Here is a 15188-nt window from a genome sequence, read left to right on the forward strand (position 1 = left end):
TATAAATATGGGATAATGAATCTAGTATCTATAATCTCATTATCATTTATTCTTATAAAAGTAATCATAATTGATAAATTATAATTTGAAATAAAAATTCATCACAGCTATAAATAAAAAAGGCGTCAATGAAAATTGACACCTTTCTATATCTTATATCTTTTTTATTATAAAGTATTAGATGTTGGCAGCTAACCAGTCACCTACTTCTTTGGTACCGTATGCTTTGCCTCCATCAGCCAGGTCTTCGGTAACTATTCCGGCTTCTAAAGCTTTGTTTACAGCATCTCTCATTGCTTTTCCTTCTTCCATTAATCCGAAGTTTTCAAACATCATGGCAGCAGATAAAACAGTAGCCATTGGGTTTGCAATGTTCAGGCCTGTCGCTTGTGGGTAAGAACCGTGAATAGGTTCAAATAAAGATACTTCAGCTCCCATAGATGCAGAAGGCATTAATCCCATTGAACCGGAAATTACAGAAGCTTCATCTGTTAAGATATCTCCAAATAAGTTCTCAGTAATCAATACATCATAAGAGTTTGGCCATTGCACCAAACGCATCGCAACTGCATCAACAAATTCGTAGCTTACTTCAACTTCCGGATAGTCTTTTTCCATTGCCTGAACTGTTTCTCTCCATAGACGTGAAGTTTCTAAAACGTTAGCTTTGTCAACACAACACAATTTTTTAGAACGAGTCATTGCCAATTCGAAACCTTTTTTAGCTAAACGCTGTACTTCAGCTCTTGTGTAAACACAGTTATCAAAAGCAGTATCTCCGTTGTCTCTTCTTCCTTTTTCACCAAAGTAAATTCCACCTGTTAATTCTCTTAAGAAAACCAAGTCAGTTCCTTCGATTCTTTCTCTTTTTAATGGAGATTTATCCAATAAAGAAGGGAATGTAAAAGTTGGTCTTACGTTTGCAAACAAACCTAATGCTTTACGCATTTTTAACAAGCCTTGCTCCGGTCTTACAGGTGCAGAAGGATCATTGTCGTATTTAGGATGGCCAATTGCTCCAAAAAGAACTGCGTCAGCATTTTTACAAACTTCGTGTGTAGAATCCGGATAAGGCTCACCTACTGCATCAATTGCAGCAGCACCTGTTAAAGCTGGTTTCCATGTAATTTCATGTCCAAATTTTTGTGCAACAGCATCTGATACTTTTACTGCCTGATCAATTACTTCTGGTCCGATTCCGTCTCCGGCTAAAAGGGCTATGTTAAATTTCATTTTATTGATTTATGGGTTTATTTACATTTACTATTTCAATTATTTATTTTATTTCAGTTTACTGCGTAATAACATTCAGCATTTTTTGAGTTGCAATAATGGCAGCAACTGTCTGATCCGAATCTAATCCGCGTGTTTTGAATTCTTTTCCGTTATTTACCCAGGTAATAATAGTTTCGCACAAAGCGTCAGAACTACTTCCGGGTGGGATTCTCACAGCATAATCAATCAATTTTGGGAGTGTCAATTTTTTGCTTTTGTAAATTTTGGTTAATGCATTCATGAAGGCATCAAACTGACCATCGCCCTGAGCATTTTCTTCAATTATTTCTCCATTAAGATTTAAGGATAGCGTAGTTGATGGTCGCATTCCTTTAGAATGAACCAGCATATAAGATTCGATTTTGATTTTTTCTTCGTAAGTGTGGCTGTCCAAAACATCAGAAATAATGTATGGAAGATCTTCTTTTGTTACAGTTTCTTTTTTGTCGCCCAATTCTATAATTCTCTGGGTAACCAATTTCAAATCTTCCTGATTTAATTGTAGACCCAGTTCCTGAAGATTTTTTTCGATATTGGCTTTTCCTGAAGTTTTTCCAAGAGCGTATTTTCTTTTTCTTCCAAAACGCTCCGGAAGAAGATCATTAAAGTACAGATTATTTTTATTGTCTCCGTCAGCGTGAATTCCTGCAGTCTGTGTAAAAACATTATCTCCTACAATTGGTTTGTTGGCAGGGATTCTGTATCCGGTAAACGTTTCGACCAATTTGCTTACAGAGTATAAAGAAGTTTCTTTAATATTGATACTAACTTCTGGTAGATAATCATTGATTACGGCGACAGTGCTTTCAAGCGGAGCATTTCCTGCACGTTCTCCCATTCCGTTTACTGTAACGTGTAATCCGTGAATTCCGGCTTTTATAGCTTCCATTACATTGGCGACACTTAAATCGTAATCGTTATGTGCGTGAAAATCAAAATGTATTTGTGGATATTTTGCTGTGATATGTGAAATGAATTCGAAAGTTTGAGTAGGGATCAATACACCCAAAGTATCAGGAAGTAAAATTCTTTTTACAGGCTGTTGTACTAAAAAATCTAAATATTGAAAAACATATTCAGGTGAATTACGCATACCGTTACTCCAGTCTTCCAGATAAACATTGGTTGAAATTCCGTTTTCATTTGCTAAAGCAATAGACTGTGCGATTTCGGCAAAATGCTGTTCAGGTGTTTTTTTTAATTGATGTGTCAGATGATTTAAAGAGCCTTTAGTCAAAAGATTTTGCACTTTGGCACCTGCTTTTTTCATCCATTCAATTGAAACTCCTCCATCAACAAAAGCTAATACTTCGATACGATTGGCATACCCTTTTTCTTCAGCCCATGACATAATGCCTTTTACACCTTGAAATTCGCCCTCACTTACACGAGCCGAGGCAATTTCGATTCTATCAATATTTAATTCTTCCAACAATAATTGTGCAATGGTCAGTTTTTCTGCAGCAGAAAAAGATACTCCAGAGGTTTGTTCACCATCACGGAGTGTTGTATCCATTATTTCAATTTTTCTTTTTTCCATATTAAATATGAGATGACTTTTGCGTGATTTGATAATTATCGAATCGAATTTTGTAAAATTGTAAAAAGCAGTTACGAAGCCCAACTTTACAATTGAAACTTACGTAACTGCATTTGAGTTGGTTGTGTTTAGTAAGGAAGCTTGTCAGCGAAAGCTTTAATATCTTCCTTAATATTTTGTAAATAATCAATATCATCAAAGCCATTGATCATATTGTTCTTTTTGTATCCATTAATCGCAAATGATTCTTGTTGACCAGTTGCTAGCAAAGTAATCGTTTGGTTTGGCAAGTTGATTTCTAGTTCAGTTTTAGGATCAGCTTCGATAGCTTTGAAAATAGTTTCAGCAAATTCAGGACTGATTTGTACCGGTAAAACACCAATATTTAAACAATTTCCTTTGAAGATATCGGCAAAGAATGAAGAAACTACAGCACGAAATCCGTAATCGTAAACCGCCCATGCAGCATGCTCTCTTGAAGATCCTGAGCCGAAGTTTTTTCCTCCAACAAGAATTTTTCCGCTGTAAGTTGAATCGTTTAAAACGAAATCTGATTTTGGAGTGTCGTCTCCGTTATATCTCCAGTCTCTGAAAAGGTTGTCTCCAAAACCTTCACGTTTTGTAGCTTTTAAGAAACGAGCCGGGATAATCTGATCTGTATCTACGTTCTCAATTGGCAGTGGCACTGCACTGCTGGTAAGTATATTAAATTTATCGTATGCCATTTTAATTTTAGATTTTTGGATTTTAGATTTTAGATTTTCTGAAAGCGAGAATCTTTTAATCTAAAAACAATTTTAATTGATTTTTGAAATTGTTATTGCAATTGACTAGAATAATTCTCTCGGGTCAGTCAATTTTCCTGTTACCGCTGCTGCTGCTGCCATAATTGGACTTGCCAAAAGCGTTCTGGAACCAGGACCCTGACGACCTTCAAAATTTCTGTTTGAAGTACTTACTGCATATTTTCCCGCAGGAACTTTATCGTCGTTCATTGCTAAACAGGCAGAACATCCAGGCTGACGTAATACGAAACCAGCTTCAGTCAAAATATCCAAAATTCCTTCTTCTTTAATCTGAGCTTCAACAACGTGAGAACCCGGAACTAACCAGGCGGTAACATTATCTGCTTTTTTTCTTCCTTTTACAATTTCAGCGAAAGCTCTAAAATCTTCAATACGTCCGTTTGTACAGCTTCCTAAGAAAACGTAATCGATTTGTTTTCCAATCATTACATCATCTTCATTGAAGCCCATATAAGCTAAAGATTTTTTGTAAGTTTCCTCACCGCCTTCAACTTCTTTTGCATTAGGGATATGTTTTGTGATACCAATTCCCATTCCTGGGTTAGTACCATAAGTAATCATTGGTTCAATATCTTCCGCTTTGATGTTTAATTCAGCATCAAACACAGCATCAGCATCCGTTTTTAAAGTTTTCCAGTATTCAACTGCTTTAGTCCAGGCTTCACCTTTTGGGGCGTATAATCTTCCTTCAAGGAAATCGAAAGTAGTTTGATCAGGAGCAATCATACCTCCACGAGCACCCATTTCGATAGAAAGGTTACACACAGTCATACGACCTTCCATAGACATTTCTTCAAAAACATTTCCAGCGTATTCAGCAAAGTATCCTGTTCCTCCAGAAGTAGTCAATTTAGCAATAATATAAAGCGCAACGTCTTTTGGACCAACACCTTTGCTTAATTTACCATTTACGTTGATACGCATTTTCTTTGGTTTTGGCTGCATGATACATTGCGTAGAAAGTACCATCTCAACCTCAGATGTTCCGATACCAAAAGCGATAGCTCCGAAGGCTCCGTGAGTAGACGTATGCGAATCCCCGCATACAATAGTAGCGCCTGGCAAAGTAATTCCGTTTTCAGGACCAACTACGTGTACAATTCCATTTTTTTGGTGACCTAATCCCCAGTGCGAAATTCCGTATTCATTCGCATTGTCTTCAAGTGCTTTCAGCTGGTTTGCTGATAAAGCATCTGCTACCGGTAGATGTTGGTTTATAGTTGGGGTATTGTGGTCTGCAGTTGCAAAAGTACGCTCCGGGTATAAAACGTTAACGCCTCTTGATTTTAATCCTAAAAAAGCAACAGGACTCGTAACTTCATGAATGAAATGACGGTCAATAAAAAACACATCTGGTCCATCTTCAATTTTACGCACAACGTGTGAATCCCATACTTTGTCAAATAATGTCTTACTCATTTTTTATTTTTTTTTAATTGTAATTTCTATAAGCACAGCTATCCTGTTCATTATATTAGCAAAACAAAAGTAAAAAAAGATACAAAGGCGTCAATTTCAATATTTCATTATATACGATACCCAAACTAAAATACAATTACGAATGCGCTTTTGCAGAATAAATTTTGATCAAAAATGAACTAGAAATTAATTTTGATTTTCTTTTTTTGCTTAAATTTTTATTGATTGGTTTAATTTTTAATAGTTTGCAAATTTATCTCAAATTTGCTATAAAATATAGTGTTTAATTTGAAAAAATGTAACAAAATGTATAAAAATAGTAACAATTGTTAGTTTTGATTTCTGTAATAAACTATCTGTTTTTTGATTTTTTCAAGCTCTAAAAACTCTTTTTTACGTGTTATTTAGAATTGATAAATGATAAAAATCTACGACATCCAAGAAGTGAAATTTTATGAAATTTCATGAATTTTAAGAGGAAATCTGATTTATTAATAAGAATATCTATTTAAGAAATTATCCGTTTTCTTTCTCCAAAAAAAGCGTAAATTTGACTTCCTTCCATTTTTCATTTCGCATTCATTTATGTTTCATGTTGTCAAATGTTTACAATATGAAAGTTTTGGAATTTGGGACTTTAAAATTTGACTTTTCTATAAAAATATATGTATTTAATATTCGATACCGAAACAACCGGATTACCAAAACGCTGGGATGCACCAATTACCGATTCTGATAACTGGCCTCGCTGTATACAGATCGCATGGCAGCTTCATGACGAAATGGGACAGCTAATCGAGCATCAGGATTATTTGGTAAAACCCGAAGGATTTAATATTCCCTACGATGCTGAACGTATTCACGGAATTTCGACTGAATTGGCAGAAGCCGATGGAATCTCACTGGCCGAAGTTTTAGAGAAATTCAATATTGCATTGAGCAAAACGAAATTCATCGTAGGTCAGAATTTAGGTTTCGATGTTAATATCATGGGTGCCGAATTTCATAGAATGGGAGTAGAATCTCAAATGAGTTCAATGCCTGTTTTAGATACCTGTACTGAAGTGACGGCTTCTTTATTAAAGCTTCCCGGAGGTCGTGGAGGAAAATTCAAACTTCCGACCCTGACAGAATTACACGAATATCTTTTTAATAAACCTTTCGCAGAAGCGCACAACGCAACTGCCGACGTTGAGGCAACTACGCGTTGTTTTCTGGAACTGGTTAGAAGAGAGGTTTTTACCAAAGAAGAACTTGACGTTCCAAAGGATTATTTCAAAGAGTTTCAGGAAAGAAACCCACAAGAGTTTCCTTTAATCGGTTTAAAACACATCAATCTAAAAGCGGCTTCTGATAAAATCCGTGAGCAGATCAAGGCTTTACAAGTTGATGAGACACCAACTTTAGTTTCAGAATCTGCCAAAGCTGATTTCAAAGCGGCAAAATTTGCGCATTTACACAATCATACACAGTTTTCGGTTCTTCAATCGACTATTGGAATTGGGAATATTGTATCGGCTACAGCCAAAAACGGAATGCCGGCCGTTGCTATGACCGATACCGGAAACATGATGGGAGCATTCCATTTTGTGAGTGCTGTTATGAATCATAATAAAGCTGCTTCAGGCAAAAACAAAGCTTTGGTTGAAGCAGGAGAGGAGCCAACAGAAACCGAAATCAAGCCGATTGTGGGCTGTGAATTCAATGTTTGCGATAATCACTTAGATAAGAGTAAAAAAGACAACGGAAATCAGATTGTATTATTAGCCAAAAACAAAAATGGTTACCACAATCTGGCTAAAATGTCTTCGATTGCTTTTACTGACGGATTTTATTATGTTCCAAGAGTTGACCGAAAAATTATCGAACAATATAAGGAAGATATCATGGTTTTGTCCGGGAATTTATACGGGGAAATCCAGAGTAAAATTCTAAATATTGGTGAAGTCCAGGCAGAAGAAGCCTTGATTTGGTGGAAGGAACAATTTGGAGAAGATTTCTATCTGGAAGTTATGCGCCACAATCAGGAAGATGAAAATCGTGTCAACAAAACCCTGATTGAGTTTTCTCAAAAGCATAATGTCAAATTAATTGCAACTAATAATACCTATTATTTAAATAAAGAAGATGCCAATGCACACGATATTTTATTGTGTGTAAAAGACGGTGAAAAACAGGCAACGCCAATTGGTCGTGGTCGTGGTTACCGTTACGGACTTCCAAATCAGGAATACTATTATAAGTCGGAAGAAGAGATGAAAAAACTCTTTGCCGATTTACCGGAAGCGATTATCAATATTCAGGAAATTGTTGATAAAGTAGAAATTTATTCGCTTTACCGAGATGTATTGCTTCCGAAGTTTGATATTCCGGAAGAATTTGTAGTTGCTGAAGATGAAGCTGATGGAGGAGTTAGAGGGGAAAATAAATACCTGCGACATCTTACAATGGAAGGTGCTAAAAGAAGATATGGTGAAATTACCGAATCGATTCAGGAACGTTTGGATTTTGAATTATTGACGATTTCGAATTCAGGATATCCGGGTTATTTCCTGATTGTACAGGATTTCATTGCCGAAGCCAGAAAAATGGACGTTTCGGTTGGTCCAGGCCGTGGATCTGCAGCGGGTTCAGCTGTTGCCTATTGTCTCGGGATTACCAATATTGACCCCATTAAGTACGACTTGCTTTTTGAGCGTTTCCTAAATCCTGACCGTGTATCGATGCCCGATATTGATATCGACTTTGATGACGAGGGTCGTGGACGTGTAATGGATTATGTAATCAACAAATACGGACAGAAACAGGTGGCTCAGATTATCACTTATGGTAAAATGGCAACCAAATCGGCGATTCGTGATACGGCTCGTGTACTGGATTTACCGTTGTTTGAAGCCGACAGAATCGCAAAATTGATTCCGGGAATGATGCCGTCAAAATGGAATCTGGCGCGTTTTATTTCAGAAAGTGAAGAAGAGGTTAAAAAAGCCCTTCGTTCGGATGAATTTGACAATGTAAAAGAATTAATCGCCATTGCCAACGAAGGTGATTTGGCAGGAGAAACCATTCAGCAGGCAAAAATTCTGGAAGGTTCGATGCGAAATACGGGAATTCACGCCTGTGGGGTGATCATCACACCGTCAGATATTACGAATTATGTTCCCGTTACAACCGCAAAAGATTCGGATTTATATGTAACACAGTTCGATAACTCGGTTGCAGAGAGCGCCGGACTGTTGAAAATGGACTTCCTGGGTCTGAAGACCCTTACGCTGATAAAAGATACCGTAAAACTGGTAAAATACAGAACCAATATTGATCTTGATCCCGATACTTTTCCGATTGATGATCCTGAAACATATGCGCTTTTCCAAAGAGGTGAAACCGTTGGAATCTTCCAGTACGAGTCGCCCGGGATGCAGAAATACATGAAAGATCTGAAACCGACGGTTTTTGGAGATTTAATTGCCATGAATGCCTTGTATCGCCCGGGACCTTTGGAGTATATTCCATCTTTCGTTCGAAGAAAAAACGGCGATGAAGAAATCAAATACGATTTAGATGCCTGTGCTGAATATTTATCAGAAACCTACGGAATTACAGTTTATCAGGAACAGGTAATGCTTTTGTCTCAGTCTTTGGCAGGATTTACAAAGGGTGAGGCCGACGTTTTGCGTAAAGCGATGGGTAAGAAACAAAAAGATGTATTGGATAAAATGAAACCGAAGTTTGTTGAGCAGGCTTCTGCAAAAGGTCATGATGCTAAAATTCTCGAAAAAATCTGGAAAGACTGGGAAGCCTTTGCGAGTTATGCCTTCAACAAATCACACTCGACTTGTTACGCCTGGATTGCCTACCAAACCGCCTATTTGAAAGCACATTATCCTGCAGAATACATGGCAGCAGTACTTTCGAATAATATGAATGATATCAAACAGGTTTCGTTTTTCATGGAAGAATGTAAACGTATGGGCTTGCAGGTTTTAGGGCCTTGTGTTAATGAATCCTACTATAAATTTACAGTAAATGACGACTACGCAGTTCGTTTTGGAATGGGAGCCATCAAAGGGGTTGGTTCAGGAGCAGTTGCGACAATCGTCGAAAGCAGAAAAGACGGAAGATATAAATCGATTTTTGATCTGGCAAAACGAATTGATTTGCGTGCTGCCAATAAAAAAGCAATTGAAAACCTTGCTTTGGCTGGAGGATTTGATTCGTTTGAAGGAACAACCAGAGCACAGTATTTTCATGATGATGGCGACGGAATTACATTCTACGAAAAAGCAATGCGCTACGGATCGAAGTTTCAGGAAAACGAAAATTCGTCTCAGGTAAGTTTGTTTGGAGAAACCAGCGAAGTACAGATTGCAGAACCGGTTGTGCCTCCATGTGAAGACTGGAGTACGATGGAAAAACTGGCCAAAGAAAAAGAAGTTGTCGGAATTTATATTTCAGGACATCCATTGGATGATTTTAGGTTCGAAATGAAATACTTCTGCAATGCACGATTGGAAGCACTGAAAAGTATGAATGAATACGTAGGCAAAAATCTAACATTTGCAGGAATCATTAATAACGTACAGCATCGTGTAGCTAAGAACGGAAAAGGCTGGGCGGCATTCAATTTAGAAGGCTATGATGAAAGTTATGAGTTTAAGATTTTTAATGAAGAGTATCTTAAATTCCGTCATTTCCTGATTCAGAATAATTTTGCCCATATAAAGGTATTAATTAAAGATGGCTGGGTGAATCACGATACAGGTAAAAAATCGGAGCCTAGACTGCAGTTTGTTGAGGTAAGACAATTGCAGGATGTTTTGGAAGCATTTGCTAAAAAACTCATTCTTTTATTAAATATTAAAGATTTGCAGACCGATTTTATTCATAGATTAAGCCAGTTGTTCAATGCGTACAAAGGGGATAATTCAGTGACTTTTGAAATTATGGAATTAGAAAAGGTAAAACGTTTCGTTGAGGTTGAAACAGCAAATGAGTTTGAAGAGACAGAGGACGCAGTTTTTACAGATGAAAATGACGATGGAGATCTCACTCTTGAAGATACCAAAATAAAAGAAGTAAAAGAAGTAGAAGAAATAAAGGTAGTGACTAAATTATCGATGCCAAGCCGTAGATTAAAAGTCAGAATATCTAATGAATTATTAGAGGAATTAGAAAAAATGCAGATTAACTTTAAACTCAATTAAAATTTAACAGTTAAAATTTAATTGATAATGTATTTTTTAGGTTAAAATTATGCGCGCATAGTAATTTATTTTTGTATTGTTATTCAAATTAATAATTATTTTTAATAGAGTGGGAATGCTGTAAAGAAAGAAATTTTAATTGTTATAATTTTGTAATAACTTAATAAAGAAAACTATGAAAAAGCATTTATTTTTAATCGTATTGATGATTTGCTCCATGGCCACAATGGCACAGTCAGAAGGTACAGATAAGCCGGAAAGCTGGTACTTTAAATTAGGAGGGTCATACTTCATTCAAACTGCTGCCACGGAATTTCCAATTGTAAATGGTCAACCGCCTAATACAGATGTTTACGCAGCTAATGGAACTACTTTAATTTCAAGAGAAACTAATCATGGGTCATTTGGAGAAGGTTTTCGTTCCGGATTAACTGCAGGTTACCGTTTTTCAACGCGTTTAGGGGTTGAAATGGGAATTAACTATTATTCTAGTGCTGATAAATTGATGGTTGAAACCAGAAATCGCTTAGTGGCTACTACGCCAACAAATATTTTTGTAACCGGAGATGCTGTAGGAAAAATTAGAGCATGGGATTTATCACCTACATTAGTGTTATTTTTAGGAGAAAATAAAGGTTTTGAACCTTATACAAAAGTAGGAGTTATTGTTCCGATACACGGAGATTTAACTATTGAAACGAATCGTGAGTATTATACTGTAGCACCAACTAGAACAACAGTGGCAAAAACATATGCTGAAGATGTTGTAAAACCTAATCCAACTCTTGGTTTTATGGCTGCGATTGGAACTTCATATAAATTAGGTAAACATCTGGCATTATTTGCTGAAATTGAATATAGAAACTTTACGGTTCACGGAGATACAAAAGAAACTACTGTGTTTACCGAAAACGGAGTAGATAAACTGCATACAGCCTCTACTTTTAGACAAGATGCTTCGTATTCTGCAATTCATACAAATTATGTAGATAAATTAACTACAAATTCCAATAGTAAAGTAACTAATGCAGCTGGTTTTGACAATACAAAAGCGACTGATGATATTAGTTCTTATGTTGGAATTAGTGGTGTAGGTTTAACTTTTGGGTTAAGATACAGTCTGTAATTCTACAAAATCTTATAATTTAAAAGAGGATATTTCTACATGAAAATATCCTCTTTTTTTTGGTTATTATGAAAACTAAGGCCCTAGCCCTGATGACAGCGGCATCCTTTTATGCCGGGGTTCGGCATAAAAGATACAGCGGACAGCAGGACACGAGCGATAGCGAACTGACGAAGTAATCAGCTCCTGATTTTAATTATGCTTATTTCGAGTTTCTGAACTCTTTTAAAACTTCGTCAATAACCCATGTGGTTCTTGCACCTGAAACTCCTTTCGATGGAGAAGCTCCTTCGTTGCCTAAAAGTTCTGCAATAACGGTTTCTATAAAAGGCTGTTGAATATGAAGCGGATTTTCGATGGTAATAGTTTCTTTGTCCCCGTTTGTATATTCAATTTTAATAGGATCCTCTCCAAAAGTTGAAAAGGCTATTTTTCCTTTATCACCTACAATTTCAGTAGTATCGTAACGTTCAAAACTGGCGAAATTCCATAATCCCGTACCGTGCACTCCGTTTTCGAATAGAAAGGACATCGAAACTGAATCTTCGGCAGGATACGCTTTAAGTTGAGAAGTCGCATGGCCGCGTACGGATTTTATCGGACCTAAAACAAAATCTAAAAAATCTAAAGTATGGCAGGCCAGATCGACAAAGATTCCACCGCCTGAAAGATGTGGTAAAACTGTCCACGGAAGATTGATTTCGTCGTCATAACGTTGTTCAAATGGATGGTACAAAACGCAATTTACGTGACGTATGTTTCCTAATTTTCCTTCGTCTATTATTTCTTTGATTTTTAAAAAGCGGGGAAGACTTCTTCTGTAATAAGCTACAAATAACGGAACATTGTGTTCTTTGCAGGCACTGATCATTTCGTTGCATTCTTCAAAGGTCAAAGCCATTGGTTTTTCAACATAAACCGGTTTTCCGGCTTTGGCACACAAAATCGTATATTCTTTATGTGAAGACGGAGGCGTGGCGATGTAAACGGCATCAACTTCCGGATCGTTGATTAAATCGACAGCGTTGGAGTACCATTTTGGCACATTATGGCGTTTGGCATAATCTTCGGCAAGGGCTGCATCTCTTCGCATAACGGCTACCAAAGCTGAGTTTGGCGCTTTCTGAAATGCCGGACCGCTTTTAACTTCGGTTACGTTTCCGCAACCTATGATTCCCCATTTTATGATTTTCATGGTTTAAGTTTTTTTAAGTTTATTCAAATTTAAAAAAGGTTTGCCACGAATTGCACGGATTTCACTAATTTTTGTTGCGTTAAAAATAGCCACGAATTCACGAATTATTTTTCACGCAGATTTTAAAAGATTTAAGCAGATGCACACAGATTTTTTAATCTGTGGCAAAAAAATTAGCCACGATATTCACAATATAATTCGTGAATTGCTTCGCCTATTCGCTATCGCTCGGGTCGTGTCTAAAAAATTTCAGCTTAAAGTTTTATTTTTTAGGCAATGCTTTAAAACCCATATTGTAAAGCGTGAACGCCTGAATATCTACATTTTCCTGAATCGTAGCTGCAACAGATTTTCCTGCTCCGTGACCTGCTTTAACGTCAATACGAATCAAAACCGGATTTTCTCCTGTTTGTTTTTCCTGCAATTCAGAAGCAAATTTAAAACTGTGTGCCGGAACTACACGATCGTCATGATCTCCTGTCGTTACCATTGTAGCTGGGTAATGCGTTCCTTTTTTAACGTTGTGAACCGGAGAATATCCTTTTAAATATTCGAACATTTCTTTGTTGTCCTGAGCAGTTCCGTAATCAAAAGCCCATCCTGCACCTGCTGTAAAGGCATTGTAGCGAAGCATATCCATAACACCAACTGCCGGTAAAGCTACTTTCATTAAATCAGGACGCTGAGTCATTGTTGCGCCAACTAATAAACCTCCGTTAGATCCTCCACGGATTGCCAGGTAATCAGATGAGGTGTATTTTTGCGCAATCAGATATTCTGCAGCAGCGATAAAATCGTCAAATACATTTTGTTTTTGGAGCTTTGTTCCTGCATCATGCCATTTTTTTCCGTATTCACCACCGCCTCTTAAATTGGCAACGGCGTAAACACCTCCGTTTTCCAGCCAGACTGCATTGGCAATACTGAAACTTGGTGTTAAACTAATATTGAATCCGCCGTAACCGTAAAGGATTGTCGGGTTTTTACCGTCTAGTTTTGTCCCTTTTTTATAGGTAATAATCATTGGGATTTTGGTTCCGTCTTTTGAAGTATAGAATACTTGTTTTGACTCGTAATCATCACTTTTGAAATCTACTTTTGGTTTTTGATAAATTTCCGATTTGCCTGATTTTGGCTCAAACGAAAAGATGGTTCCCGGGGTAGTGTAATTAGTAAAACTGTAATACAATATTTTTTCATTCTTTTTTCCGCCAAATCCGCCTGCTGTTCCAACTGCAGGGAGTTTGATTTCACGGATTAATTTTCCGTTGTAATCGTATTGCTGTACAAAAGAAACTGCGTCTTTGGTGTAATTAGCAAAAAAGTACCCGCCACCTGTAGACGGAGATAGAATGTTTTGGGTTTCAGTAATAAAATCTTTCCAGTTTTCAGGCTTCGGATTGCTTACATCTACAGTTACTACTCGCTTGTTCGGAGCGTTAAAATCGGTAGCAATAAACAATTTGCTTCCCTCGTTTTCTATGATATTATTGTCACTGTTAAAATTGTCTACAATAGTAACTATGGGGCTTTCAGGTTTTGTTAAGTCTTTAATGTATAATTCATTTCCGTAGGTAGAATTGGCAGCTGTAATCACCAGGTAATGATCGTCTTCGGTAACAGATCCTCCAACATATCTTCTTTTTTGGTCGGCACCAAAAATAACTTTATCGTCTTTTTGAGAAGTACCTAACTTATGAAAATACAATTTGTGCTGATCTGTTTTGGCAGATAATTCACTTCCTTTTGGCTTTTCATAACTGGAGTAATAAAAACCTTCATTTTTATACCATGAAACACCGCTGAATTTTACATCAACTAATGTGTCTTCCAGAACTTTTTTAGAAACGGCATCAATGATAATTACTTTTCTCCAGTCACTTCCGCCTTCAGAAATAGCGTAAGCAGCTTTAGAGCCATCTTTAGAAAAATCCAGTCCGCCAAGCGAAGTGGTTCCGTCTTTAGAAAATGTATTTGGATCTAAGAAAACTTCTTCTTTGCCTTTTTCATCTTTTCTGTAAACAACCGACTGATTTTGAAGCCCGTTATTTTTGGAATAATACGTAAATTTTCCTTCTGTAAAAGGAGCACCTATTTTTTCATAATTCCATAGTTTTTCCATTCGTGCTTTTAATGCATCTCTAAATGGAATTTGATTTAAATAACCGTATGTAACTTCGTTTTGATCCTTTACCCAGGCACCGGTTTCATTAGATTTATCATCCTCCAGCCAACGGTAAGGATCGCTAATTTTGGTATCAAAATAGACATCAACAGTTTCACCTTTTTTAGTTTCGGGATACTGAATTTTATTTTGTGCCAAAGAAATTCCTGCAGTAGTTATTGCCATTATAAGAAATGTTTTTTTCATAGTTGATTTTTGTGTTTGTAACAAAAATAGCAAATTTTGTTGTGAAAAATAATTTAAACCATATGAGTCATATTAGTTCAGGGATAATGAAAATTATTGTCATCCTGAGCGGAATCGAAGGCTTTTGCGGAAAAAAGGGCTTCGACTTAGTTTATCCTGAACGAAGCCGAAGTGGCTCAGCCTGACACCAATCTTCAGAAGAATAAATTGATTCTCCAAAAATTATTTATAAGACTCATATGGTTTAAAAAT

At 36.8% G+C, this 15188-nt stretch carries 8 protein-coding genes; 2 read left to right on the forward strand and 6 right to left on the reverse strand.

Annotated features, from left to right (window positions below; translation table 11 throughout):
• Positions 1-177 precede the first annotated feature (177 nt).
• The 4 genes from leuB to leuC form a co-directional block, all read right to left on the reverse strand.
• Positions 178-1233, reverse strand: a complete 1056-nt coding sequence (leuB, locus tag JE46_RS04815; protein WP_031454130.1) for a 3-isopropylmalate dehydrogenase — start codon at positions 1231-1233, stop codon at positions 178-180.
• 58 nt (positions 1234-1291) lie between these two features.
• The gene (locus JE46_RS04820) at positions 1292-2815 is read right to left on the reverse strand and encodes an alpha-isopropylmalate synthase regulatory domain-containing protein (protein WP_031454131.1); all 1524 of its coding nucleotides are present in this window, start codon (positions 2813-2815) and stop codon (positions 1292-1294) included.
• A gap of 128 nt (positions 2816-2943) precedes the next feature.
• Positions 2944-3540: a 3-isopropylmalate dehydratase small subunit gene (gene leuD / locus JE46_RS04825; RefSeq protein WP_031454132.1), complete on the reverse strand. Its 597-nt coding sequence runs from the start codon at positions 3538-3540 to the stop codon at positions 2944-2946.
• A gap of 105 nt (positions 3541-3645) precedes the next feature.
• The gene (gene leuC, locus JE46_RS04830) at positions 3646-5040 is read right to left on the reverse strand and encodes a 3-isopropylmalate dehydratase large subunit (protein ID WP_031454133.1); all 1395 of its coding nucleotides are present in this window, start codon (positions 5038-5040) and stop codon (positions 3646-3648) included.
• Positions 5041-5705: 665 nt separating this feature from the next.
• Here leuC and dnaE point away from each other — a divergent pair.
• Together dnaE and JE46_RS04840 are read left to right on the forward strand one after the other, a co-directional pair.
• Positions 5706-10244 carry a DNA polymerase III subunit alpha gene (gene dnaE / locus JE46_RS04835; RefSeq protein ID WP_031454134.1) on the forward strand — a complete coding sequence of 1513 codons (4539 nt, stop codon included), beginning with the start codon at positions 5706-5708 and terminating at the stop codon, positions 10242-10244.
• Positions 10245-10419: 175 nt separating this feature from the next.
• Positions 10420-11370: an outer membrane beta-barrel protein gene (locus JE46_RS04840; protein ID WP_031454135.1), complete on the forward strand. Its 951-nt coding sequence runs from the start codon at positions 10420-10422 to the stop codon at positions 11368-11370.
• Positions 11371-11572: 202 nt separating this feature from the next.
• On the opposite strand, the gene JE46_RS04845 is transcribed toward JE46_RS04840, so the two are convergent.
• On the reverse strand, positions 11573-12565 hold the full coding sequence (locus JE46_RS04845; protein WP_031454136.1) for a Gfo/Idh/MocA family protein: 993 nt from the start codon (positions 12563-12565) through the stop codon (positions 11573-11575).
• 262 nt (positions 12566-12827) lie between these two features.
• On the reverse strand, positions 12828-14936 hold the full coding sequence (locus JE46_RS04850; RefSeq protein WP_031454137.1) for a prolyl oligopeptidase family serine peptidase: 2109 nt from the start codon (positions 14934-14936) through the stop codon (positions 12828-12830).
• Positions 14937-15188: the final 252 nt, after the last annotated feature.

Origin of the sequence: Flavobacterium chungangense LMG 26729 (assembly GCF_000735715.2) — a bacterium.
GTDB lineage: Bacteria > Bacteroidota > Bacteroidia > Flavobacteriales > Flavobacteriaceae > Flavobacterium > Flavobacterium chungangense.